This window comes from Arenibacter aquaticus (assembly GCF_003957295.1).
Classification (GTDB): Bacteria; Bacteroidota; Bacteroidia; order Flavobacteriales; family Flavobacteriaceae; genus Arenibacter; species Arenibacter aquaticus.
In genome coordinates this window covers 648,609-673,188 of sequence record NZ_RQPJ01000001.1, presented here as the reverse complement: position 1 = coordinate 673,188, position 24,580 = coordinate 648,609, and the positions used below count along the sequence as shown (strand labels likewise).

Sequence of the window (24,580 nt, the reverse complement as noted above, 5' to 3'; positions counted from 1 at the left end):
TGGGTAAAATATGGTAAAAAACAGACAATTTTTAGTAGCGGTAATCCTAATATCCCTGATTATTGGTTGTACCAATAAAAAGAGATCGGCCTTAAATACCTCAGGGGAATGGGTTATAGATTCCCAGGAGGACTGGAAAGCGGAGATGGCCCAACAAACGAATATGAATATTGCTGATGGCAAACTACAACCCACAGACAGCCTGGCAACTTTTAGGAGTGCCCTAAAAAAGTTTGATAAAAAGCAAACGCTGAAATCTATTGCCTTAACGCAGTCGCCCGACTGGTTAAATTGGAAACCGGTTCCCAATGTGGGGCCTTCCAATCTTGGTGATGCACCGGTAGCCTTGCAGTTAGGCGAAGGCAACTATTGGATGTTTGGGAGATATGGCAAAAGTAAAAGTCAGAAAGAAGGTGTGTTCAAGGCGGAGGAGGCAACGCTGAAAGGGTTTGATATACCGTTATTGACAACACCATTTAAAAACCAATATGATGCCCCAGGAGGGCTTAAACCCACTAAAGGTGGATATCATGCCTGGCAAAGCAAGGATATGGTTAACTGGGTGCATCATGGGCCTGTATCCGAAAAGTTTTCAAAATGGGTAACTACGGCGGAATATGTAGATGGTAAGCTGTATTTGTACTATGATTTTCCAAACGATCAAGATCCACATCTTTATATTGATGAGGATTTAACCGATGGTGAACCAGGAAAGAATATGGGGATGGCTTTTAACGACCCTACACATGGTTCGGACTGTGCAGTAATTAGGGATCTAGAGGGTAATTTTCATTTAATTGTAGAAGATTGGTCCCCTATTGATGCATCTGCGCATGCTTGGGATTCTCCTTTGGCGGTTCATGCCGTAAGCAAAGACGGAATCAAGGATTTTAAGATCTTGGATCCACCTGTGGATGAGCGCACCAAACCTACAGGGAAATTTGCAGAATATGTACATCCGCATTGGCATGCCGAAGATCCTGATAGATTCCCAGGGAAAAAGGCTGAGGTAGATGTTCCCCAACATAAGGTCAAAGCAGGGGAAACACGTGCTTTTGCCAAATATGAAATTCATGAACCTGAGCAAAATGCATATGGTGACTGGGCGTCCATATCTATTGGGGGACAGTACTATTTATTTGCCGATTTTGATCCGGCTGGCGGACACGGAAGAGGAAGTATGAGTGCTGCTTGGTTTACCTCGGACGATATAAATAAACCATTTACTTTCTGTGGAAATATTGGCCAAGGACACCCAGACCCTGATATTATATTTGCCGAGGGCAAGTTTCATTTGATCACGCAAATGAACACAGACTACATTAGTGATGGCCCTTGGGTAGAAACCGTTGAGGTACGGGTAGGAGTGGATACCACTAACGATGGGGCTGTTGACCGGTGGAGCGAGTGGCAGGTGGTAAAGGAACAATATGATTATATGGAAGGTTTTGCCAAACAGATTGAAAAAATTCCTGCTACGCTTAATCTTTCAGGGCTTCCGGAAGGCTACGGCTTCCAATTTGAAGTGAAAGTAGCGGATAACACAGAAAACGAATCAAAACCAATCCTGGACAGAGTGGTGGTTGCTTTTGAAAAGTAGGTCTGCGGTAGCTATTGCCGTTAAATACCTCCCTTGCAAAAGGTTTAATAGGCTTGGACATAGTAAAGTAAAGGCCGGAAATGGAGGAAAGAGGATTGGCGGAAGGCGAAAAAGCTGAGAAAACAAAAGAGTATTATATATTAGAAAAATTGCAATTAAACATTAAAAACGAATGAAAAGATCAATTGGAAAAACCTGGTATCTATTCCCTATTTGTAGCGCTATGGCATTGTTGTTCATGCTGAGCTGTAAGTCTAAAAGTGAAGAGAAACCAAAAGAGGAGGTCATTGCTGCAGAAGTAGCCGATACGCCTACAAAATTTACCTATCAGGAGATTCCTGGCATTGGGATAGATAGTTTGTACAACCGTCGGGACAACAGTGATATCATTAAAGTAGGGGACACCTATTATGTGTGGTATTCCAGAATGGATAGACCAACCACCGCTGGTTATTGGGCAACCATTTGGTATGCAACCTCAAAAGATGAAGGGCATACCTGGGAAGAGCAGGGCATGGCCTTGGATGTTGGACAGGAAGGTGAATTTGACAGCCATTCGGTTTTTACCCCCAATATATTGGCCCATAAAGGAAAATATTATTTGTACTATACGGCTGTACAGCCAACTCCCGGTAAAGCAAACAAAGAGTTTGAAAACAATTCAACCAACGATTTTACTGCCATTGGCCTGGCAGTTGCCGATAGCCCGGACGGTCCTTTTGTTAGGGTAAAAAACAATCCTATTTTGGAAGTAAGTGAGGTACCTGAGGATTTTGATAGTTACCGTATAGATGATGCCAGTTTGTTGGTAAGGGATCAAAAAATATGGCTGTATTATAAGGGAAGGTCCATTATACATGGAAAAAAGGGACCGGGACGCACAAAAATGGGGGTCGCCATAGCCGACCAGCCTGAGGGGACTTATAAAAAACACCCAAAACCCTTGGTAGATAAAGGACATGAGGTGTTGATCTGGAACCATAATGGGGGAGTAGCCTCTTTGGCATCAATAAGTAAAACCATACACTGGGCCAAGGACGGAATAAATTTTTCCCCAATGGAGGAAAACCTAAAGAAAATTCCAATTGCTCCAGGCCTTTATCGCCCGCATTTGGAAGATGGGAATAAGGCCATGGAAATTCCGGGCTGGGGTATCTCTATAAAGGGTAAAAAAGGATATGTTTACCTAGAGCGCTTCGAAATGAATTAAAGGGAATTTAATTTAATAACGATATGGGGGCTCGCACTTTTGGTGCAAGGCCCCATACCTTTTTATATTTCACTGTCAAGAATCGCCCTCTCCTTTGAAAAGCTGTTCTCTGGCGCGGATTTGGGCAGGGTTTCCTGAAAATCCCTGAGTTTCTCCATTAATTCCTGGACCTTTTCCGGGTTTTCCGCAGATAGGTCTTTCTGTTCTGCCCAATCTGTGGCAATATTGTACAGTTCTGTTCTACCCATCTCTTGGTTGGTCAATAGTTTCCAATTAGCCTCTTGTACGGCGGCACTGGGCCAAAAACCAGGTCGGTCACTGGAAAAACGCCAGTCCCAGAAGATAGGCTTTTGCCGGTTAAAGGGTTTTCCCATAATAGCGGAGGCAATGCTTACGCCATCCGGTTGGTAGGCTTGGGGATGGTTGGTCCCTGCCAATTCCAAAAATGTGGGCAGTAGGTCTACCGCGGCCAATTCGGTAGTTTTATCTACCACTCCGGCAGGTACTTTAGCTGGCCAACGTACCAAAAAAGGAATGCGAATGCCACCAGCGAAGAGTGCGCGCTTACGACCTTTGAGTCCGCCAGTTTCTCCAACAGAATAGTAGGTTCCCAAACCGGGCCCGGTAGAATTATCCTTTGTTATTTTATTCTTGCCCGTTATTTCGGGACCATTGTCGGAGGAGAAAACAACCAAGGTATTGTCATCTATTCCAAGCTCCTCTAGGGCAGCAAATAATTCCCCAATACGGGCGTCATATTCGGCTACTACTGCAGCATATACCTGTTCCTGTTCGTTTAAATGTGCAAATTGCTGCATATACTTTTCCTTGGGGTAATGTGGGGTATGGGTGGCATGGATCCATGCATTTATAAAAAATGGTTTGTCCTTGTTCCGTTTGGCAAAATCAATGGTTTTGTACAGGGTAGAATCTGCCTGCATTTGATATAATCTGCTTGGCAAATTAAACGCCCCATATTCATCATAGCCGTATTCCAAAGGAGAAGGGGCATCTTTTACATGGGTGTTGGATAAATGCCATTTACCAAAATGGGCAGTTGTATAACCTGCTTTCTTTAACATTTTGGGGAGTAAAGGTGCTTCTGGGTTCAACCAATCGGGCATATTTCTTTTTATATGGGATGCAACAGAGGCAAAATGTCCGTGTACACTATGACGTGCTGGATATTGTCCTGTCATTACCCCCACCCGGCTGGGGGAACAAACCGGGTTCACCACTGAGAAGTTCTGAAAATCGATGCCCTCGGAAGCCATTTTATCCAAATGGGGTGTTTTACAGAAAGTACTTCCGTGAACGCCCAAATCGCCATAGCCCCAATCATCGGCAAAAATAAATATGATATTCGGTTGGGTTTCCTCCGTGGAAACAGCTTCCTTTTTAGTCTCTTTTTTGCTGCCACAGGATAGGAGAAATAGGGAGCAAAAGAACAAGATTATTGATCTCATCTTCATCTTTTAAATTAAATTTTAAGGTATCTGTTCTTACATCGGAACTGCTGGTTGACCCTTAGAGATAGCAAAAGCGTTCCTTAGACAAACCTAAGGCCAAACCTCAAAAGAGGCTTTCTCATATCGCTCTTTTTCTTTCTTATTTCAATCAGTTAGGAAGAAAGCACATCAATACCTACATTTTAACCCATTTGGGAAGGTCCCAATTTTCTTTAACATATGCCTGTGGCCTACCAGGGGTTGTTCTTCCGTTGGTAATTATTTTAGATATCTTTTTACTGAGTTTTTTCACCACATCAGGGTGTTTAAAATAGAGGTTGGTAGTCTCAGATGGGTCTTCCTCAATATTATAAAGTTCCAATTCGGCTTCCCCATCTTTAGGTTTAATAAATCTAGGTTCCAAGGAGCCTCCAGAACCGCGTAGCATGTTCAATTTCCATTTGCCATCGCGTATGGCAAAGTGGCCAGTTACCGAATGGTGGATTACCGGACCTCTCGCATCACCTTTCTGCTCGTCCCCTTTTAAAATGGGCAATAGGCTATAACTGTCTTCCCCTGCATTATCGGGCAGATCAACACCAATAATATCCGCAATGGTCGCCAGATAATCGGTTTGGCATACGGGGACATCGGATTGTAATCCTGCCTTGATCTGCGCCGGCCACCTCATTAGGAAGGGAACGCGGTGCCCTCCTTCATAGATATCGCGCTTACCACCCTTAAAATGTAAGCTGCTGTAATGTCCGTATACATCCCGTTGGTACACATAGTTGGTTTCCGCCCCGTTATCCGAAGAAAAGATCACCAAGGTGTTGTCATCAATGCCATTGGCCTTTAGGGCATTCAGCACTTGGCCTACCCTATAGTCTGTTTCTTCCATAAAATCCCCGTAATTGCCACAGTTGCTACGGCCCTGAAAATCTGGGTGGGTACTATGTGGCAAATGTGGACTGTTCAATGGCAGGTATAAAAAGAAAGGCTTGCCGTTTTTTGCTTCTTGGGCCGATTCGTTTATATACTCCACTGCCTTATTGGCCAAGGTTTCCAGTACCAGCTCGTCATTGAAGGTGGGGGCTACCTCTACCCAGCCTCTTCCGCCTTCCTTTTCATAAGGAGGGGTCATTCTATAGGGCTGTGGCCTAATTGTATCGCTAAATGTTCTGGGATTGGTAGCAGGTTTCTTTTTTGTCCATAACAAAGGGGGATCCAATACCCTATCGTTTTCCAAATAGGTAAGTATACCATAGTTCATAGAGGCAGGAATACCAAAAAAGTAATCAAAGCCCTTTTCGGTAGGGCCATCGGTAAAGGGTTTGGACCAGTCACGGCCCTGTCCCAAACTGCCTTCAAATTCCATTTGTAGATGCCATTTGCCAACCATGGCCGTATTGTAACCATTCTGCTGTAGCAAGGAGGCAATGGTCATCCTATCCTGTTCAATCAAACAGGGACCATCGGCTCCAAGAACCCCCTTTTTTAAGGAAGTCCTCCAGCTGTATCTACCGGTAAGTAAGGAGTATCGGGAGGGTGTACATACGGCATCACTACTATGTCCATCCGTAAAGATGATTCCCTCCTTGGCCAATATGTCCATGTTGGGAGTCTTAAATTTGGCATCGGGGTTAAGGGCGGCTACATCCCCATAACCTTGGTCGTCGGTATAAATTATAACAATATTGGGTTTTTGACGGCTTTGAGCCATGGAGTTCATAGAAATCAGTAGTAGTAAAACGCCAAGTATATGTTTTGGTTGATATCTCATCTCTTTTAATTATATTTTATTCAACAACGGGAATTTGGTTATCCGTTCTAAAAGGATATGCAGGTAGATTGGCGCCATTCACCAAGTTTACGTCCGGTTTTCCGGCGAAGGCATATCTAACATAGAGCGGGTTTGTTATACTGCTATTGGAGAGAATCACGGTTTCTCCTTGTAGTTTTGCCTCTGCCGGCTTCCATTGCATGGATTCGTCCGCAACCCAAAATCCCCTGGGGGCTTTATGATCTATAGTTTTTAAACCTTGGGCATGGTTAAAATGAACGGCCAACTGCTTATTTAGCTTTTCTACTTTTTTTAATGTGGGGCCTTCCGCAACAATTTCCTTATTAAGGGTATGTTTTTCCGCGGCTAGTGCCAGCCTAATGCCAATAGGAAGTTTATCCTTTGGATGTATGTTTTTTTCATCCCCTAGGTCAATGGTATTGACAACAGAGGTATGGGGAAGGTCCAATACCTTCATTTGCGATTCCCGCATCCAAGCCCATGATAGTGCGGTGGGACTTTTGGGGTCTATACTTGGCTTTATTGCCGTTCCCTTGCCATATCCCGGAAGCATAACAATGGAGAAATGCATGCTATTATTGTTCCATTCCTTTCTATAGCGTTTTATCCATGATTTAAGGACATCCCCATATTCTTTCATCCCTATTACCCTATGGAACCAAGTGTCTTCTGTAACCTCGGGTACCCCGGAAAAGTAACGGGTATTGCGTTCCCCTTGGTACCATACCAAGCCCCTGCATGCATAGGGGGCCAAAGGCTTCATCATGGCATTATATAGAATATTGGGTTGCCTCCTCATAAAAATATCCTCTTTGGTAGACCAGCTCTCACCATTGGAAAGGGTGGAATTGATTCTATTTCTGGTTTCGGTATCGGCATCCAAGTCGTCCATAATAGCTTTAAAATATGGATAGTCCTTGACCATATCCCTGGGCATCCAGGCTTCCAGGGACGAGCTGCCCCATGAGGCGTGTAATATCCCTACGGGGATATCTTCCGCTTTTTCAAGGAAGTATGCAAAGCCAAAGGCTACGGCACTGCTTGGGGGTACGCCTTCCCAATTACCAATAACATTGTCTTCTTCTTCAAAGGAAACCGTTCTTTTTACCTCAAAACTTCTTATATTTTTAGCTGTGGGCAGTAGTGCTTTGACTTTCGGTGCATTGTCAACTGCATATTGCATGTTGGATTGCCCTGAACATATCCATACCTCACCCACTACCACATTGGAAAGTACTATTTCGGTATTTCCGCTAATAGTCATTTTCCTAGGGGTCTTGGAGGCTTTTAAAGGCTTCAATTTTACCATCCATTTTCCGTCTTTTCCCGCCTTTGTGGATCTGGTCTGACCGGCAAATTTTACCGTTACCTTTTCCTTGGGCGACGCAACACCCCAAACGGGGACGGCCATGCCCCGTTGCAATACCATATTATTGCCGAACAAATTGGACGGTTTTAATTCTTGGGAATACGTAGCTACTGTGTTAAATAGTAGCACTACTAATAAGGTTAAGAGGAACGGCTTTTTTGTCATTGTTATAAATTATCGTTTTTATTCCATACTTCCTTCGGGGGTCAAACGTATTTCTTTAAGGCTGGCTCTTTTTCTATTGCCATCTACCAAGCTAACTGTTATGGTATGTTCTCCCGCTGTTTCAAATTTTAATAGCCCCATCTCATAATAGTTATAGACCTCCGATGAATTCTGCTGATTCTGAACTAAGTTTCCTTTGTCCGAGCTGATTTTCCAGACTAGGCGGCCAGAGCCTGCATAATTCAGTTCTGTTTGATAGTAGCCGGGCTCCTTCACCATTACCGTCCAGCTTACCTTTCCCTTATCTGTCCAATCTTGGGCCTGTTTAATGTGTTTCCACTCCCCAAATTTTTCCATCCACCGTTTCTCTTTGATGTTACAGGCTTTGGCGGTGGCAAAATCAACTGGCAGTGCTGTGGCAAAAACAGGGTCTAAACTAAGTCTTGAATCTACCTCTGGACCACCTTCTACCTCAAGCTCAATAACGGAAATCAATTTTTCCGGTCTTTGGGCGGGAAGGCTTATGGCCGTCCAATCCCCTTCCTTGGCTGTTTCCAAAGTCAATGGCTCTCCGTTTACCCAGAGCTTTGCGAAGATAATATTATTTTTTAGGCCTGGAAGCCATAATTTGCCATCCAATGGCCATTTATATACACTGAGGTTCAACTTGCCATCTGAGGCTATGGTAACATCTCCCCAGGGCAATTTGCGCCCCCAGGGAGAAGCCTCGGTCTTATATACTACCTGAGGGTATTTGTTGATCCATGCTCCAGAGGCCCTTAAGGATTCCTGTGCCTCCATTGGAATACTGCCGTCAGGGGCCGGTCCTACATTTAACATATAGGTGCCTCCCCGCGCCACGGTAGAGATTATACTTTTTAAGATCCGTTTGGGGCTCTTCCAATTCTGATCGTACCAAGCATATCCCCAAGAATCATTGGTAACATCTACGGTTTCCCATAGCCCCCCTATATTGGCAACTGGAATGTTCATGTCGCCTAGCGATTTGTAGTCGCCCAAGCCGTGGCCGGCCCTTCCAGAAATCATGGCATTGGGTTGGTGCTTACGTACCACATCTACCAATTCTGCGACATATTTTTTCTCCATATTTCCAGGGGTATCAAACCAGACCATGGCAATATCCCCATATTCGGTCACGATTTCCTTTACCTGGGGCAGGCATTTTTTCTTGAAGTAATAATCAAAGCCTACTGCCTTGCCTTTTTTATTGACTTTAGGGCCACCGTTGCCGCCGGGGAAGGTCCAGTCCTGATTGTGTGAATAGTAAAAGCCGAATCCAAGTCCCATTTCCTTACAGGCTTTGGCCAGTTCTTTCATAGGGTCCCTGGCAAAGGGGGTGGCCTTAACAATATTAAAATCATTGCTTTTGGAGTTGTACATGGCAAAGCCGTCATGGTGCTTGCTGGTAACGACTATATATTTCATACCGGCATCCTTTGCCAACTGTGCAATTGCCTTGGCATCAAAATTAACCGGGTCAAAGTTTTTGGCTTCCGCCATATATTCATCTACTGGAATATTGGCCCTCCTTGGGTTCATGATCCACTCACTAATACCGTAATACGTACTGTCTTTCCATTTATTGGCAATATTGGAGTAAATACCCCAATGGATGAACATGGCGTAGTTGCCGTCATCAAACAGGGCTGTCCTGGAAGCGGGTGCATCTGCGCCCAAGGTGTTCTGTTCGCCCCACATTTCATCCATCGTCTTTTCTGTTTGTTTTTCCTGTGCCAATATGGTATTTGCTTGCATTATAAGTGCCATCAATAGCCATATAAATTGCCTTTTCCCAATTTTAAAATTCATTGTGTGCTATTATTTAAAGATTTATGCTAGTTTAATTAGTCCCCTAATTGTTTTAATTTGAAGTTCTTGTTTTTTATTTTTTGTTGACCATTCGCATGGGAGAACTATACATCATCCCTTCTGAATCCCTGATGTTAACAAAATAGGCCTGAGTGTTGCTGGGCAATTTTGCCGAAATTATCCTCCCTGTTTTGGAAAAATCCATGCTTGTTTGCTGCCATGTATAGTTATCGCGGCCCCAATCTGCAGTATCTGTAGTGGTATAAAGATAGGCTTCTGTTGCCTTTTCATCGCACTCATATACCAGTTGGTCTTTTTTTCTAAGTCCCTTAAATTTGGGGACAAGGGGGCGCTTGCCATTTTTTACAATATAATCGGCAAAGGCATATATTTCTTCCGGTTCCCAACCCGGTCTATGCCCGTGTTTCATATTATGCTCAATGTAGAGGTACTTTTCATTTTTGGAAGCTTTATATGTTTTGGTAAAGCTGTTCATAGTGAAATGAAAATCATTGGTGCCGTTTACGAATAAGCTAGGCTGTTCTTGCAGTGATAGATACAGTGAAGGTTCCCAATTTTGAAGGTAGAACTGTTGCTGTTCTGTTGTTAAACCGGCTAGGAGCTTTTTGTAATGGGGGGTTTCCTGTAAGAACCCACAGCCATAGACCGGTATGGCAAAGGCATATCTATTATCAATGCCGGTAATTACATTGGTAAGAATGCCACCCCAGGAAATACCACTAATTCCTATGCTCTGGGCATCCACCTCAGGGAAACTCTTTAGCAAACTACTGGCCAGTATAACATCGGCAACAGCGTGGTAAAACCATTGGTCCTCCAACTTTTTAGTAACCACATCCTCAAAAAATCCTATTCTTCGTGGCCCGGAATATTCATGGCCAGGCCACAATTTTTCTCCGGTATTATGTTCAACTCTTTCTCCGGGGACCTGTCCTTCCAAGGCTACTGCCATAGCAATATATCCCTTGTCTGTCCATTTCTTGACCCATTCCGGGAAAGCGGTACCGCCCCCACCATGAACCAATACCACGGCAGGCCTTTTCTCACCGGCTAGAAGTCCATTGGGCAGCCCGTACCAACAAAAAACCTTCGTCTGTTTTCCATTATAGGGCAGCCCCTTAAAAAACAATCCCTTTATGTTAGGAAACTGCTTGTGTTCATCATAATCATTGGTAAAGCTATAACTGGGGGCAATAAATACCCCTTCTTTGATGAGTTTGTTTTTTATCCAGAGGGGACCTGTCTTCTCTTGGGGATTTATAATGGGCCCATTTAAAGTGTGCAATTGTTCTTGCGCAGTACTGCAAATAGTCAGGAACAAGAGAAGGCAACCCAATACATTGCTTTTCTCAAAGTTTTTTTTCTTTAATAGGAACATATAATCCAAATACCACATTGTTGCTTAATACTCTTTTGAAAACTACGGCCCTTCCTCATGGCCAGCAGGTTTTATGAGGTCAAAGCTAAAGACAGATAAGGGAGAATACCTTCTCTTTTCAACCAATCCTTTGCTTATTTCAACCAATCAACCTGTATAGTATACCTTGGGCTTATTTAAAACAAATAATATAGGGGCAATCTAAAGGTTTTGTGTGGTTTGCATGAATAGAATAAATTATCCTAGATTTCATGTTCTGTTCATTTTTTGCATCGCCCAAAAAACGAACCAAAAAATGCTAGGCTGATTTTAAATTTCTATAAATCCACGCACTTTCCACAGCCGCACCGTCCAGGCCGCTTTCACTGGGGTGAAATGCTCTTTGGACGGCTTCTTTTTTCCATATGTGGAAACCACTTGATTTAGGACGAAATTGAAAATAGGCCGTTTCTTAGTTCCGTACCCCTTTAGGGTGTAGACAAATCATTGTAAGTTATAGAGTACTGTTAAACATAGACTTCAAAGTCTGTAGTGTGGTCTATCTTCTTTTGTAGTGGGGATGGCATGGCCGTTGAGAATTATTGAAGCATTGGAAATAATTTAAGCCCGGACATCGGTCTGTAAAATCTTCTTTTAGCTAATCGATAATCCTGAAACTCATTAGTTCGAAGATTTTGGACAAGCAAAGACACCGAAGATTCACGATAACCTTTAAATATCAATAGGGACTACATGGGTAAACCAATATCCAAAAAACAGCCATCAATAAGCGGGATATATGTTAGGCCTTGTGTGTTCCTGGTTAATTGATCTTGATAAATTCGGAAGGGGAAACCCCGTGTAGTTTTTTAAAAGCGGTGGAGAAATAGGAATTGGACTCGATACCTATCTTATACATCACCTCGGAAACATTAAGGCCCTCATTATCCCCTAGAAGCTCGGCTGCCCTTTGTAATCTAAAATTTCTTAAATAGACATTGGGGGACTGTCCGGTAAGCTGTTTAAGGCGTCTATAAAAGTGTGAGGTGCTAAGTCCTATTTCTTTGGCGAGCTCTTCCACCCCAAAATTGGAATCGGAAATGTTTTTTTCCATTATGGCAATAATGTTGCTCAAAAATTCCTTGTCCCGGGTTGAAATTCCACTGGCATTCTTGGGGAGCTTACTATTCCTTGAGAAATATTCCCGTAACCGTTCCTTGGTCCGGATCAATTTTTCTACCCTTAGCTCAAGGTGTTTTAAGGAAAAGGGCTTGCCTAGGTACTCATCGGCTCCAAACTGCAGTCCTTTTATCATATCCTCGTTCTCGTTCAAAGCGGTTAGGAGCAGCACGTGAATATGACTGAGTTCTGGGTCCGACTTTATCTTCTCGCACATTTCAAATCCGTCCATCTCTGGCATCATTACATCGCTAATGACCAGGTCAGGTTCTTTATTTCTTATTTTTTCCAGCCCCTCTATCCCATTGTTCGCTACTTCAATATTATATTTATCAGATAAGGTGCCCTTTAAAAAAGTCTGTACATCCACTTCGTTTTCCACCAGTAGGATGGAATACTTCTTTTTACTGCCATTGTCCTGTGCTATAGCCCTGTTCCCATCAGTAATTTTAGAGGACAAAGGAATCCAGTCGTCCACAAAAGATTTTTTGGAAATATCAATTTCCTGCGCATTGTATGTTTTTAGGGATTGGGAAGGGAGTATGACCGAAAAGCGGGTTTCTACCCCGGGTGTACTTTGAGCAGCAATTTCACCATTGAGCAAGTTTACAAGAGATTTGCAAAAAGACAGGCCTATCCCGCCACCGCTTACCTTATTGGTCCTATTTCCCAATTGATAGAATCTTTCAAAAATGTTTTCTAAATCCTCTTCCGGAATGCCCTTTCCACTGTCTACAACATCTATGAGGATTATCTTTTCTCCTGAAGTATATTCAATTTTTAATTCGATGCCGATAGTGCCAAAGGGAGGGGTGTTCTTAAAAGAATTGGAAAGTAGATTGAAGATAATACGTTCGGTTTTTTCTACATCGATTATTATTTCTTCGTCCGGGGAACTTACTTTGTGGGTAAAATTGATGTCTTTTTCAATGGCGTAATTTTCAAATGTCTCAATGGTAGGGGCAATAAAAGCACCTAAGGTTTCCTTCCTTAAATTTAATTTCAATCGCCCCTGTTCTGCCTGTTGAAAGCTGATCAATTGATCTGCCAGACTTAGAAGTCGTTTCGTATTTTTCTGGATGATCGCTAAATATTTGTTGTTTTCCGGGTCAGTATTTCGGCTAAGTAAGCGTTCCAAAGGACCGGCAATCAATGTCAAGGGTGTTCTAAATTCATGTGACATATTGGTGAAATATTCAAATTTGCCCTTGTTGATTGTGCGCACCCTTTCTTTGTCCAATTCTTCAAATTTTAGGCGTTGCTTTAATTTCTCATGTTGCGAGAAATAAACTACTACTCCAATGCCAATACTCACTGTAAGCAATGTAAAAATAAGATAGCTCCACCATGTGCGGTACCAAGGGGGCAATATTTTAAGGTCCAATGTTTTGGTCTTGGTACTCCAAATGCCATCGCCGTTGGCCGCCCGTACCTTAAATTTGTAACCTCTGGCCGGTAGGTTTGTATAGGTAACCGTAGTCTTGCCTTCATTTACAACTACCCAATCTTCATTAAAGCCTTCCAGCTTATAGGCCACCTTATTTTTGGCAGGGGTAGAGGTATGCTCCACGGCCAGCTCAAAGGCAATAAATTGCTCTTTTTGGCTTACGGCTATCCCTTTTGTCTCTGAAATAGATCTCTCTAGTATTAGCTTATTGTTAAGTTTTTCGCCTATTTGTACCCGCTCGTTATTTATAAGAAGGTTGGTAATTAGTACTTTGGGGGGTTGGTGATTTAATTTAATTTCCTCGGGCTTAAAAATTGTTAGCCCATTTAATCCGCCAAAATAATAATATCCCGACCTGCCCTTATAAAAGGCCCCTTGCCTAAAATTGTTATGTGGGAGGCCATCGTATACATCAAATACATCTATGCTGTTGTCTCTTAGGTGCAATCGCAGTAGCCCCATATCGGAGCTCAGCCATAAAAAGTTGTTCCCATCTGGCAATATACCATAGATGGCGTCGTCCGGTAACACATCATTTTTGCGCAAAAAGGAGATTTTATTAGGTTTTCCCGAACTGTCCAAGGACATTTTGTTTAACCCGCCACCAAAGGTACCTACCCAGATATTATCTGAATTATCCTCATATAGCGAGAATACATTCTCATAACTTAATCTTATTTTGTCCTCCTGGCTGTCTGTATAAGTATGCAGCACCTTAATTTCACTTCCATTATAAGCAGCGTGGATCAACCCTTTTTTGGTTCCAATCCACCATGAACCATCGCTGGACTTTAGGAAAGTATGGCCAATTTCATTTTCCATGGGCATAGCCGATTTAACCACTAACTTTGGATTTTTATTGCTGTCAATTTCGGACCATGGATTGCGTACTACAGTGAGATGGCTTCCCAATAGCAGCATTTCATTTTCTGTTAGTTGACAAATACTTCTAATTCCGTTGTTTAAAAGAGGTATGCCATCCTTTGTCAATTCTACCTTTTTAAATTGATCATTTTTGGGGTTATACACTATCAGGCACTGGTCTGCCCCAAACCATAAGTACCCTTTTTTATCCTCATAAATGCTCCGAACAATATCCATGTCGGAAATAGGAAATCTATTGTCCAGGTTTTCAAACTTAAGTGAGTTGGAGGTCTCAGCATTTACGGCAGTGGTACTTCTAAAAAGGGGAGTGGTATAACCGGACAACCATAACCTTCCATTGCTGTCTTCAAGAATTGCTGTAAGTAAATTATCGGTCAAAGACTGCGGATCATAGGGGTTGTTGGAGTAGTTTCTAAATTGTTTTTGGGTAAGATCCAGCTTATTTATTCCCCCTTGGGCCGTGCCCACCCAAAGTACATTAAAATCATCCTGAAAAAGGGCATTGATATTTTGACTACTTATGCCAAAGGAATTTCGGGGGTCATAGGCATAGTGTTGAAAATTGTCCTCCTCTTCCAAATATTTATAGAGACCGTTATCGGTTGTGCCTATCCATACACTATTGTTATGGTCTTCAAAAATTACATCTACTGCAATGTTGGAGTTTGCGGGATTAAATTTATTATTCGTATTAAAATTAGTGATAATATGTGCCTTATCTCCCTCTAGAGATGCCTTGTAAAGCCCTTTATTGGTCCCTATCCAATAGATGTTGTTCCTGTTTATAAGCGAGGTAACAACTTCCTCTTCCAAAGCCTTGAATTTGGTCAAGGCCTTTATCTCCAAATGCTTTCCAGGAAGCTCGGTTCCTAGGGATAGGTCCCAGAGTCCCTTGGAGGTAGCCAGTAGCAATGAATTTTTGTCCCTAAAGCTGAAATCGTTTAGATAGGGAACCTCAGGGTACGATTCCAGGAGGTTATGGGAAACCTGGAATACGCCATTCTGTACATCCGTAAGTTGGCATGCATAAAGTTTGTTTTCACCGGAAAACCAGATTTTACCATCCGCACCGGAACCAATCCCGCTTATGCTAAGCCTACTGTCTAGGGGAACTGTGAGAAATTTTTCTAGGGATGGAACATAAACATTAAGCCCTAGGCTGGTACCTATCCATAATAACCCCTCTTTATCATTATACAATTGTTTAATATCGTTGCTAAGAATGCTTCCATTGCCCGCAGTTTGGGTGGTGTAGGTTATAAATTCATAACCATCGTGCCTAATGAGTCCGTTTGGTGTGCCAAACCATAAAAACCCATATCTGTCCTGTGCTATGGAATTAATGGTATTCTGGTTAAATCCCTGTTGGTTGGAGAACCTTTCAAACTTTTGGGAATATAGACAGCTTGGGACCGAAAGGCTAAAAATAATAATGCCCAACAATAGTAGTAAAGAGGCTTGCTTACAATTCTTTTTATTTCCCATGTTTTAATTTTGCAGAAGACTACGGTCTAATCCCTTTTGTTGCTGAAGAGAAACAAATATAAATTTGTTGGACCGTAATTCCTAGCTTATTATTTTTTGGAATGGCCTGAGACAATTGAAAAAATAAGCTTGAAAATTTCAATTCTAAGCCAGATTATAATTGGTCCAATGAAGATGTTGTAAAAAAATACGGTTTATGATCTACCTAAGGCTTTGGGTTGTATTCTTGTGGTGATGAAAGGGCTGAACCAAGGGGAGCGATATTTTAATGAACACGCAGAAGCCATACGGTAGTAATTAGGTATCGGGGCAAGTAAAGAGCAATATTAAAAAGTGTACTATAAATACAATAATCAAATATAAAATGACCCATAAAATTTTATTCGTTTACGCTTTACTATCCACTTCTTTTTCCCTCCTGGGCCAAACGTATATTACCAATGTAAGCGTTGGGGATGTGGAACGGCAAAGACTGCTTCCCAATCAGACGGTGGTAATTGACAATAATAAGATTAAGGACATTAAGAAAAGTACAAAAGTTAAGATTCCTGAAAATGCCAAGGTGCTGGATGGAAGTGGTAAGTTCCTATTTCCCGGATTGACCGATGCCCATATTCATTTTTTTCAGAATGGCGGACTCTATACCCGTCCAGATGCCATTGATCTACGAAAGGAGAGACCTTATCACAAAGAAATGGCCCATGCGCTTCAAAATATGGAAGAAGTGCTGTTGCGGTATTTGCAAAACGGTATTACCAATGTGATAGATGTTGGGGCCACTTATAATTTTCTTGAAAAAAGGGATCAATTTAAGGGTAGGGCAGATACACCATCGGTTTATATGACAGGGCCTTTGTTGACCACCTATGAACCCTCGGCCTTTAAGGATTTGGAAAAGGATGCGCCTTTTAGTTTGGTAAGGACCAGGGAAGAAGCAGTAAAAATGGTGCAGGAACAACTTCCGTACCGCCCAGATTTTATTAAGATATGGTATATAGCGGCCAGGGATGGGTTGGCAGTGGAAGAAAGTGCGCGTAAAAATTTGCCAATCATCAAGGCTATAATCAACGAAGCCCATAGCAACAACTTAAAAGTTGCCGTACACGCCACCCAACGGATTACCGCACAATTGGCCGTGGAAAGTGGAGCCGATTATTTGGTGCACAGTGTAGTGGATGAAGAGATAGCGGATAGTTTTGTGCAATTGCTTAAAAAAAACAATACCATCCTTTGTCCTACCTTAACCGTACATCTGGGATACAGCAATACTTTTGGGCAAAAGGAAGAACTTGGCCATGAGGACCTGCTAAAGGCAGATCCCTTTCAATTGGGGACCCTGTTAGATCTAAAACATTTGCCAGATACCCTATTGGTCAGCAGCTATAAAAAGCGCTCAAATTCCCAGGCCAATAAAGACCGACTAGACCGTAGGGACAGGATTATGATGGCCAATCTAAAGAAACTTTCCGATGCCGATGTTGATATTGCCACAGGTACCGATGCCGGAAATATTGGGACACTTCACGCTTCATCCTATTGGGCAGAATTACGGGCCATGAGTAAAAATGGTATGGGAAATTGGCAGCTAATAAAAGCCTCTACCCTTAACGGTGCTAAGGTCTTGGGCAAGGAAAATGAATTTGGGAGCATTGGCGTTGGCAAGCAGGCCAACCTTATTCTATTGAATTCCAATCCAATTGAGGATATAGAAAACCTTATGGATCTCCATACGGTGATCAATAACGGCACAGTGTTTAATCCAGATGAAATTCTGCCCGATAGCCCTTCCCATCTGGCACAGCGACAATTAAACGGCTATAACCTAAGGAATATAGATGCCTTTTTGGAACCCTATGCAGACGACGTTGAGGTGTATACCTATCCAGATAAATTGCGATACAAGGGGAAAGAAATTATGAGGGACAGATACTCCAAGATGTTCCAAAATACACCCAATTTACACTGTGAATTGGTGGCCAGAATTGCTAAGGGGAATATAGTAATAGACCAGGAACGTGTGCAATTTGGCAATAGGATTAAAGAAGCCGTGGCTATATACCACATAGAAAACAATAAAATTAAAAAAGTGTATTTTATAAAGTAAATGGGGGCGGCCGGCAACGGAACACTTTTAAGGACCATCAACATTTTGTGATTACATCCTGTCAATACAGGTATGGGCCTGTATCCATATCCAACAACAATGGAAAAGTTCAAGGCTGGGCATGCCACATTTGAAGAGGAAAGAGTTTGGTGCAATTAAGGTTAATTAAACCTTTGCTATACTTTATAGTCTAAAAAATAATAAAATGACCCTTTAAAATGAAGTTACAAAAATGTATCTTTCTTTTGGCTGTTTGCTTACTACCCCTATGCTATGGATTTATTACAGTGAACCCAGAAAAGGAATCATCCCATTTGTCAAGGAATCAAGAGATCCCCGTTTACAATTTTGAATCCTTAAAGCCACTTTTATATACCAATTCCGATAAAGTCCATATAGTTAATTTTTGGGCGATGTGGTGCGCTCCTTGTGTAAAAGAGTTACCTATACTTAAGCAGTATGAAGCCAATAATCCAAATGTGGAAATTCTGCTGGTAAGTCTTGATTTTCCCGAAAATATTGATTCTACGCTAAAGCCTTTTTTAAAGAAAAAGGGGATTACATCAGAAGTTGTATTGTTGGATGACCCCGATGCCAATAGTTGGATAGACAAGATAGACCCCAAGTGGTCAGGGGCAATACCCTTTACCATCATATTCAATAATGAAAATCGCTCTTATCACGAACGTGCTTTTGAGAATATTGAGGATTTAGAAAATGAAATAAAGAAAACTATAAAAAACAAATAATTATGAGAATTCATCATATACTGTATACAGCAATACTTACAGCGGGCAGCTTTCTTATAACTCTAGGTGCTGCCGCCCAGGAAAGAAAAGGACCACCCCGTGGCGGTGGCGGACATAGTCCTGTCCAAACAAAGACCTTGGAAGAAGTTGGAGGTTATAAAATTGGGGATGTCGCAACCGATTTTAAACTGAAAAATGTAGACGGAAATATGTTCTCCTTGTCCGATATAGAAAAAGCCAAAGGATATATAGTAGTTTTTACTTGTAATGAATGCCCTTTCGCCAAAATGTATGAGGACCGATTAATTGCCTTGCATAATGAGTATGCACCAAAAGGATATTCTGTAATTGCCATCAATCCAAATGTAAGCGACTCCAACACAAGGGAGGGCTTTAAAGCAATGCAGAAAAGGGCAGAAGAAAAGGAGTTTCCATTTGTGTATTTGGCAGATGAAGGACAAAAAATAGCTCCGCAATACGGTGCGTTAAGAACACCTCACGTATTTTTGTTGGACCATGAGCGCAAGGTACAGTATATAGGCACCATAGATGATAATGCCCGATCTGCAGAAAACGTAAAAGTAAAATATGTTGTTAATGCAATTGAATCCTTGGAAAATGACGAAAAGCCAAATCCCAACTTTACAAAGGCTATTGGATGTCAGGTAAAGATTGCAAGAAACTAAATAAGTCCATTATCTTTAGGAAGGCCATTTAGGCATATGGGAAACTGCTGACTACCTTTTTCTGCAAACAACAGGGCTTGGTTCAGATATGGCATTTCAAAGAGACAGTATCATTTAAAAGTGGGGATATACAAATAAAATCATATAGGTATGAAAATAGGAATATTGGGAATGGGTGGTGTAGGAAGTTTTATTGGTGCAAAACTTACGAAGCATTATGAAAATGATGAAAATACCCAAATATTCTTTATTTGTCGCAATGAAACAAAGGAGGCTATTGTTAACAATGGACTTACCTTAATTGCAGCTGATAAAACCATTAATTCCAGGCCTTATTTAGTTTCCGATAAGCCTGATGAAATTGGATTACTGGATATACTAATAATTGCTACAAAATCCTATGCATTGGGTACTGCCATTAGTGACTATCAAGATTGCCTTAAAGACGATACCATTATAATCCCATTGCAAAATGGGGTAAACGCAAAGAATATAATTGAGAAGAACATAGATCACGACAGTACAAAAATATTGGAGGGTTGTATTTATATTGTTTCAAACATTGAGGAACCGGGCATAGTAAAACATATGGGCGGACCTGGAAAAATATTTTTTGGGAACAATGACAACCATGATTTTGGATGGGTTGGGGACATATTGGCCAAAGGTGGTTTAGATGTAACTTACACCAAGGACATTCAGGAAATATTATGGAAAAAATACCTGTTTGTTTCACCATTGTCCACAATGAGCACTGCACTCCATATTAGCTTAGGGGAATTGGCCGAAGATTCCATACATATGGCCAAACTTAAAAAAATGATGATAGAGGTCCAAGAGTTGGCCAGTAAGCACAAGGTAACCTTAACCAAAGAAGATATAGAAGCGTCCTTGGCTATGCTTTCCAAGTTTCCGTATAAATCCAAAACATCCTTACAGTTAGATTTTGAGAACCGAAACAGCAATACCGAAAAGAATATTTTAGTGGATTTTGTTATAGAAAATGGGGAAAAATTTGGGGTTGACACAGATCATTACCAGGAAATGAACAATATTATAAACACAACTCGTAAAAGCTAATAATAACGGTGCTTTTTATACCGATCCGCCCCTGATATATCAAACTTTGGGTCATTTAATAATTGCGGTTAGACTGGAGGTCTTTAAAATAGGTCGTTGTTAGTAGGGTCCCCAAGCTTGTGTATCATAAAAGTTAACCCTAAATAGAGTATAAAGCCTAGTGACCATTGCCGCTTAACCATCATTTGCCAAAGGGGTTGCAACAATTGTTTTTCTTCTTTGACCTTTAAATTGAATAGAGAACCAATATTTTTTATATTAGTGGGCTGTAATCAACACTTGGTTGTAGTATTCCCCCCACTGTACACCCACAAAAATTTATAGTAATCATGGGTCTAATAGTACGTATTAGTAAGGAGTTACGCTTGCTATATGGGAATATAGGTGCGGGTTACTTTGTATGTATGTTGGCAACAATTTGACAAAACTTCGCTCTATTCAATAACTCAATATAACAAATGCTTAAATTGAGATACTAATTATTTAAAATCTAGATTAAATGAAAAGAATAACAAAAAGAAAAGCTTTAATTTTATTATCAATTGGAATACTTGCAATTGCAACTTCACAAATTGCATCTCAATATTTTGAATTACCTGATTTTACAAAGGGTTCTTTTATCGGAATTGGAATCGGACTTTTACTTACTTCTTTAATTTTTGGAAATTTCAAAACTGTTCGTGATTAGAATCGAACAAAAGCGGAAAAACGGAATTGCCTACCATAAATGGAAAAAATTGCCCCTTTTTTTAATTACACTAACCAAAATTATACTGACAGAATAAAATATCAGCAAAATGGATATATATAAATTTTGCCGAATCTGAATTTTAAAAAGTACGGGAAAAATCAGAACCTAATTGATAAAAAAACTATTGAAATGTTAACTTAAGAAGGATTCGATCGTTTACATAGAGGCTTAATGTAATAGTCAACAAAACAATTCATAAAACAAATAATTCCCAAAAATGTTTAAAAAAGTACTTTTTTGTGCTATACTAATGTTAGCATTTAGTTGCTCTAAAGATGATTGCACTAAAACACAGACCCTATACGGGGGATATGGACCATACGGCCCTCTTCCTGATAAAACCATTGAAGTCCCTTGTGATTTTTCCGATCCTGTACCAATAGGAGAATTGTAATATTCACTTTGATAGCATATTATGGTTAAACCAAATAGAGTCCCTTATAAAAAACACTAGGAAATAAATACGTGCTACAACAACTTATAAAATTAACTGCTCTTTTGTGTTTTATTATAAGTTGTTGTTTGTTTTATCTAATTTTCCTCCACTCTAAAAAGCGTGGCAAGACGGAAATTCCTCGCAGGTAAACCCGCAACTATTCTAATACGAGATGTTGCCTACAAGCTAAAAAAACGACATTTCTAGCTAAAGGACTACTGTAAAAATGGAATTGAGAATTAAATTGCCGGTTTAAGGTTAGCCTTAAAAGATTATTGGGATCAAACTTATTATTACGGAATGAAAACAATTTTTGACAAAACCACCAGAAACGGCTTGATTGCCCGAATTGAATTACTACATGAAAATAGTGCTGCCAATTGGGGCAAAATGAATGTTTCACAAATGCTGAAACATTGCACTCTTTATGATGAATGGTTATTAGGGAAGAACAATCCAATATATAAACAAGCATTTATTGGAAAAATATTTGGGAAAATGGCTTTGAAAAGTATGATAAAAGATGAAAGACCATTGAAGCAAAATATGGGAACTTTAGATGAACTTAAAGTAACAGAAAGCAACGGAAATGTATCAGTTCAAAAAGAGAAATGGATTGATTTAATCAGAGAATTTGAACATTTTTCAAATCCCGATTTTATTCATACTTTTTTTGGAAAGATGACAAAAGAGCAAATAGGATATTTGGACTATAAGCATACTGACCACCATTTGAGACAATTTGGGGTATGAAAAAAGAGGAAAGCAATTAAAAGTGAAAACATCAAGTGAATTTAAAAAGAGTTAATAGCAGAACACAAAAGTAAGTTGCCAAACAATGCCTCCTATGAAAAGCAGGCGAAACAGTAATAAACTTAAGGCTTTAGGCTTTTATCAAAGTATGTGTTTAACCGAAAGTTTAGTGCTTCAAAATCGGCTACTATTTTATACAAACCGTTGTTAACAGGCTAAAAACGAATTGCTATGTTACATTTGGTTTGGTCAATAGGTAGGCTTCCCTAAAAAAGGAAACTATAATAAAATAAAACATGGAATATCACTTCGATAAAAGTTTGGATTTGGAGTTTAATAAAATAGATGAATTAAAATGGACTCCCTGGATAGGAGAAAATTATTTAAACAATACCTCTGCACCCAAAGTATTAATAATAGGTGAAAGTCATTATGAATGGGATAAAGAAGAGGATGATCAAGAATCTATTGAGTATTTAAAAAACCCAGATTTTACAAGAAATTTTATTAATTAGAGAGGACTTCATTTTCTTTCGGATGGGATAGTTAATGCTAATGTTTTAAGGAATTTAGAACGATCAATTTTTCAAAGTAAAAATGTAGAAAATGAACATAAATGGAATAATGGAGTAATAGCTCGTATTATGTGTTCATACAAAGAGCTTTATCATCTAGATATAATAATGCTAGGCCCGATGCTCAAGATTTTATAAAAGGGTGGGAAGTTTTCGATGGAGTTGTATCCATTTTAAAACCTGACATTTGTTTGTTCTTAGGGGTAGAATCTACTAACCACTACAACGTACTGAAACCTAAACCATCCCTTAATATAACTTTTCTAGACATTGAAAAGGAAGATTCAAGAATTGGTTCATCATATCCAAGAACCGGGAACCTTAAACTTGATGACAATAAAGAAATAAAGCTGATATTTATCAAACACCCAAGTAGCTATTTCAGCTGGGAAAAGTGGGGAGATTTTCTTAAAAAGAAAATTGAGATTTAAAAGAAGATATACTTATATAAGTCGGTTTTCCCCATTCAAAATTTCTCCTTTCCCATACTGAGGTCCGCGTCATTGAACAGCTGTTCTATTTCCAGGTTTTCTGTATCCTAATCTATATAAAGATTTTGCGACAGCTCAAAGAGGTGGGCCTCCGTTTCATAAAAATTCATCAAATTGCCCGCTGTGTTCACGAAAACCAGATAGTCGCCAGGGGAAGGCAATCTAGAAAAAGCCACTATTCTCTTTTAATAAAACTCCCTGCTCCTGTACAACTCGATGCTAGGGAGCTGTGTCCAAAGTTAGAGGTAATGTTACCGATTTGGTAACTTTTTGTATATTTGCTCTAAAGAACTCGTTTTGAGAGTAATAGCGAAAAGAACTATAAGGGAATTTTGGACCAAGCACGAGGATAGTGAACAACAATTGACCGCATGGTATAGGGAAACTGAAAAATCTGAATTTAAAAACTTGAACGAGCTAAAAATTGAATATCCAAGCGCAAGCATACTAAAGGACAATCGAATTGTTTTTAACATAAAGGGCAATAGATATCGGTTAATAGCAAAGTTCAATTTTGAATACCAGATCTGTTGGATTCGCTTTGTTGGGACACATGCTGAGTATGATAAAATTAATGCAAACGAAATATAAAATGAAAATAGCACCTATAAGAAACGAAAAGGACTATCAGAACGCAATTAAGCGTCTAGAACAGATATTCGATGCCGAAAAGGGTAGTGAAGAAGGAGACGAACTCGAAATTTTATCGATTTTAATCGACCAATATGAAAACGAGAATTTTCCTATTGGAATGCCAGATCCTATTGAGGCCATTAAATTCCGAATGGAACAAATGGGAATGAAGCAAAAAGACTTGGCAGAGGTCGTAGGTTATAAGAGCCGTGTAAGTGAGATTTTAAGTAAAAAGCGTAAACTAACTTTGGATATGATAAGAAAACTTAATACCACTTTACATATTCCAACTGAAGTTTTGGTTCAGGACTACTAGCAGAAAGCGGGTGTCTAACAAAACGTAAGAGTAATCTGGTCATAGTGTTATGTTTTAACTTTTACTTATTTTTAAGTAGTTGTAGAAACTTTACGTCTTTGTGCTTAGAATAAAAAATATAACCGGCCCACTCCCCCACCAGAATAATATAGTCGAACATGTGTCTGATTTGTACGGGCAGGCAAAAGTATATGTAATGGGCAAGA

The 24,580-nt window shown here is 40.3% G+C and carries 18 protein-coding genes; 12 read left to right on the top strand and 6 right to left on the bottom strand.

Translation table 11 applies throughout. The features are described 5' to 3' along the window. Positions 1-10: 10 nt before the first annotated feature. Entirely contained in the window at positions 11-1,600 is a 1,590-nt protein-coding gene (locus EHW67_RS02565) for a glycoside hydrolase family protein (RefSeq protein WP_126160770.1), read from the top strand. A 172-nt stretch (positions 1,601-1,772) separates the two neighbouring features. Continuing rightward, entirely contained in the window at positions 1,773-2,810 is a 1,038-nt protein-coding gene (locus EHW67_RS02560; RefSeq protein ID WP_126160769.1) for a family 43 glycosylhydrolase, read from the top strand. Positions 2,811-2,872: 62 nt separating this feature from the next. On the opposite strand, the gene EHW67_RS02555 is transcribed toward EHW67_RS02560, so the two are convergent. From EHW67_RS02555 to EHW67_RS02530, 6 genes are all read right to left on the bottom strand, one after another. Continuing rightward, positions 2,873-4,276 (bottom strand): sulfatase-like hydrolase/transferase, encoded by a 1,404-nt coding sequence (locus tag EHW67_RS02555; RefSeq protein ID WP_126160768.1) that lies wholly within the window; start codon positions 4,274-4,276, stop codon positions 2,873-2,875. 178 nt (positions 4,277-4,454) lie between these two features. Beyond that, the gene (locus tag EHW67_RS02550; protein ID WP_126160767.1) at positions 4,455-6,041 is read right to left on the bottom strand and encodes a sulfatase family protein; all 1,587 of its coding nucleotides are present in this window, start codon (positions 6,039-6,041) and stop codon (positions 4,455-4,457) included. Between the two features lie 16 nt (positions 6,042-6,057). Next, positions 6,058-7,596, bottom strand: a complete 1,539-nt coding sequence (locus tag EHW67_RS02545) for a sialate O-acetylesterase (RefSeq protein WP_202911899.1) — start codon at positions 7,594-7,596, stop codon at positions 6,058-6,060. 18 nt (positions 7,597-7,614) lie between these two features. After that, positions 7,615-9,426 (bottom strand): alpha-L-fucosidase, encoded by a 1,812-nt coding sequence (locus EHW67_RS02540; RefSeq protein ID WP_202911898.1) that lies wholly within the window; start codon positions 9,424-9,426, stop codon positions 7,615-7,617. Positions 9,427-9,499: 73 nt separating this feature from the next. Further along, the gene (locus tag EHW67_RS02535; protein WP_126160766.1) at positions 9,500-10,843 is read right to left on the bottom strand and encodes an alpha/beta hydrolase family protein; all 1,344 of its coding nucleotides are present in this window, start codon (positions 10,841-10,843) and stop codon (positions 9,500-9,502) included. Between the two features lie 784 nt (positions 10,844-11,627). Continuing rightward, on the bottom strand, positions 11,628-15,800 hold the full coding sequence (locus EHW67_RS02530; protein WP_126160765.1) for a hybrid sensor histidine kinase/response regulator transcription factor: 4,173 nt from the start codon (positions 15,798-15,800) through the stop codon (positions 11,628-11,630). A gap of 364 nt (positions 15,801-16,164) precedes the next feature. Between EHW67_RS02530 and EHW67_RS02525 the strand changes: the two genes are divergently transcribed. The 10 genes from EHW67_RS02525 to EHW67_RS02480 all read left to right on the top strand — a co-directional run bounded on the left by EHW67_RS02525 (position 16,165) and on the right by EHW67_RS02480 (position 24,374). Continuing rightward, complete coding sequence (locus EHW67_RS02525) at positions 16,165-17,904, top strand: amidohydrolase family protein (protein WP_126160764.1); 1,740 nt, start codon at positions 16,165-16,167, stop codon at positions 17,902-17,904. A gap of 218 nt (positions 17,905-18,122) precedes the next feature. Further along, positions 18,123-18,653, top strand: a complete 531-nt coding sequence (locus EHW67_RS02520; RefSeq protein ID WP_126160763.1) for a TlpA family protein disulfide reductase — start codon at positions 18,123-18,125, stop codon at positions 18,651-18,653. Between the two features lie 2 nt (positions 18,654-18,655). Further along, on the top strand, positions 18,656-19,339 hold the full coding sequence (locus tag EHW67_RS02515) for a thioredoxin family protein (RefSeq protein WP_126160762.1): 684 nt from the start codon (positions 18,656-18,658) through the stop codon (positions 19,337-19,339). A gap of 150 nt (positions 19,340-19,489) precedes the next feature. Further along, positions 19,490-20,419, top strand: a complete 930-nt coding sequence (locus EHW67_RS02510; protein WP_126160761.1) for a ketopantoate reductase family protein — start codon at positions 19,490-19,492, stop codon at positions 20,417-20,419. 499 nt (positions 20,420-20,918) lie between these two features. Beyond that, the gene (locus EHW67_RS02505) at positions 20,919-21,107 is read left to right on the top strand and encodes a hypothetical protein (protein ID WP_126160760.1); all 189 of its coding nucleotides are present in this window, start codon (positions 20,919-20,921) and stop codon (positions 21,105-21,107) included. A gap of 799 nt (positions 21,108-21,906) precedes the next feature. Further along, positions 21,907-22,359, top strand: coding sequence for a DUF1569 domain-containing protein (locus tag EHW67_RS02500; protein WP_126160759.1), 453 nt, complete (start codon positions 21,907-21,909; stop codon positions 22,357-22,359). Between the two features lie 296 nt (positions 22,360-22,655). Next, the gene (locus EHW67_RS02495; protein ID WP_126160758.1) at positions 22,656-22,874 is read left to right on the top strand and encodes a hypothetical protein; all 219 of its coding nucleotides are present in this window, start codon (positions 22,656-22,658) and stop codon (positions 22,872-22,874) included. 131 nt (positions 22,875-23,005) lie between these two features. Next, the gene (locus EHW67_RS02490) at positions 23,006-23,365 is read left to right on the top strand and encodes a hypothetical protein (RefSeq protein WP_126160757.1); all 360 of its coding nucleotides are present in this window, start codon (positions 23,006-23,008) and stop codon (positions 23,363-23,365) included. A 357-nt stretch (positions 23,366-23,722) separates the two neighbouring features. Next, positions 23,723-24,016 carry a type II toxin-antitoxin system HigB family toxin gene (locus EHW67_RS02485; RefSeq protein WP_126160756.1) on the top strand — a complete coding sequence of 98 codons (294 nt, stop codon included), beginning with the start codon at positions 23,723-23,725 and terminating at the stop codon, positions 24,014-24,016. Between the two features lies 1 nt (position 24,017). Continuing rightward, complete coding sequence (locus EHW67_RS02480; protein WP_126160755.1) at positions 24,018-24,374, top strand: helix-turn-helix domain-containing protein; 357 nt, start codon at positions 24,018-24,020, stop codon at positions 24,372-24,374. The last annotated feature ends 206 nt before the right edge of the window (positions 24,375-24,580 follow it).

What these genes read in the sequence shown, in the direction of transcription:
- EHW67_RS02535 (WP_126160766.1), bottom strand. Translation starts at nt 10,843, where the DNA reads ATGTGGTATTTGGATTATATGTTCCTATTAAAGAAAAAAAACTTTGAG.
- EHW67_RS02525 (WP_126160764.1), top strand. Translation starts at nt 16,165, where the DNA reads ATGACCCATAAAATTTTATTCGTTTACGCTTTACTATCCACTTCTTTT.
- EHW67_RS02550 (WP_126160767.1), bottom strand. Translation starts at nt 6,041, where the DNA reads ATGAGATATCAACCAAAACATATACTTGGCGTTTTACTACTACTGATT.
- EHW67_RS02500 (WP_126160759.1), top strand. Translation starts at nt 21,907, where the DNA reads ATGAAAACAATTTTTGACAAAACCACCAGAAACGGCTTGATTGCCCGA.
- EHW67_RS02565 (WP_126160770.1), top strand. Translation starts at nt 11, where the DNA reads ATGGTAAAAAACAGACAATTTTTAGTAGCGGTAATCCTAATATCCCTG.
- EHW67_RS02505 (WP_126160760.1), top strand. Translation starts at nt 20,919, where the DNA reads ATGAAAAGAATAACAAAAAGAAAAGCTTTAATTTTATTATCAATTGGA.
- EHW67_RS02510 (WP_126160761.1), top strand. Translation starts at nt 19,490, where the DNA reads ATGAAAATAGGAATATTGGGAATGGGTGGTGTAGGAAGTTTTATTGGT.
- EHW67_RS02540 (WP_202911898.1), bottom strand. Translation starts at nt 9,426, where the DNA reads ATGAATTTTAAAATTGGGAAAAGGCAATTTATATGGCTATTGATGGCA.
- EHW67_RS02530 (WP_126160765.1), bottom strand. Translation starts at nt 15,800, where the DNA reads ATGGGAAATAAAAAGAATTGTAAGCAAGCCTCTTTACTACTATTGTTG.
- EHW67_RS02480 (WP_126160755.1), top strand. Translation starts at nt 24,018, where the DNA reads ATGAAAATAGCACCTATAAGAAACGAAAAGGACTATCAGAACGCAATT.
- EHW67_RS02555 (WP_126160768.1), bottom strand. Translation starts at nt 4,276, where the DNA reads ATGAGATCAATAATCTTGTTCTTTTGCTCCCTATTTCTCCTATCCTGT.
- EHW67_RS02515 (WP_126160762.1), top strand. Translation starts at nt 18,656, where the DNA reads ATGAGAATTCATCATATACTGTATACAGCAATACTTACAGCGGGCAGC.
- EHW67_RS02545 (WP_202911899.1), bottom strand. Translation starts at nt 7,596, where the DNA reads ATGACAAAAAAGCCGTTCCTCTTAACCTTATTAGTAGTGCTACTATTT.
- EHW67_RS02495 (WP_126160758.1), top strand. Translation starts at nt 22,656, where the DNA reads ATGGAATATCACTTCGATAAAAGTTTGGATTTGGAGTTTAATAAAATA.
- EHW67_RS02560 (WP_126160769.1), top strand. Translation starts at nt 1,773, where the DNA reads ATGAAAAGATCAATTGGAAAAACCTGGTATCTATTCCCTATTTGTAGC.
- EHW67_RS02520 (WP_126160763.1), top strand. Translation starts at nt 18,123, where the DNA reads ATGAAGTTACAAAAATGTATCTTTCTTTTGGCTGTTTGCTTACTACCC.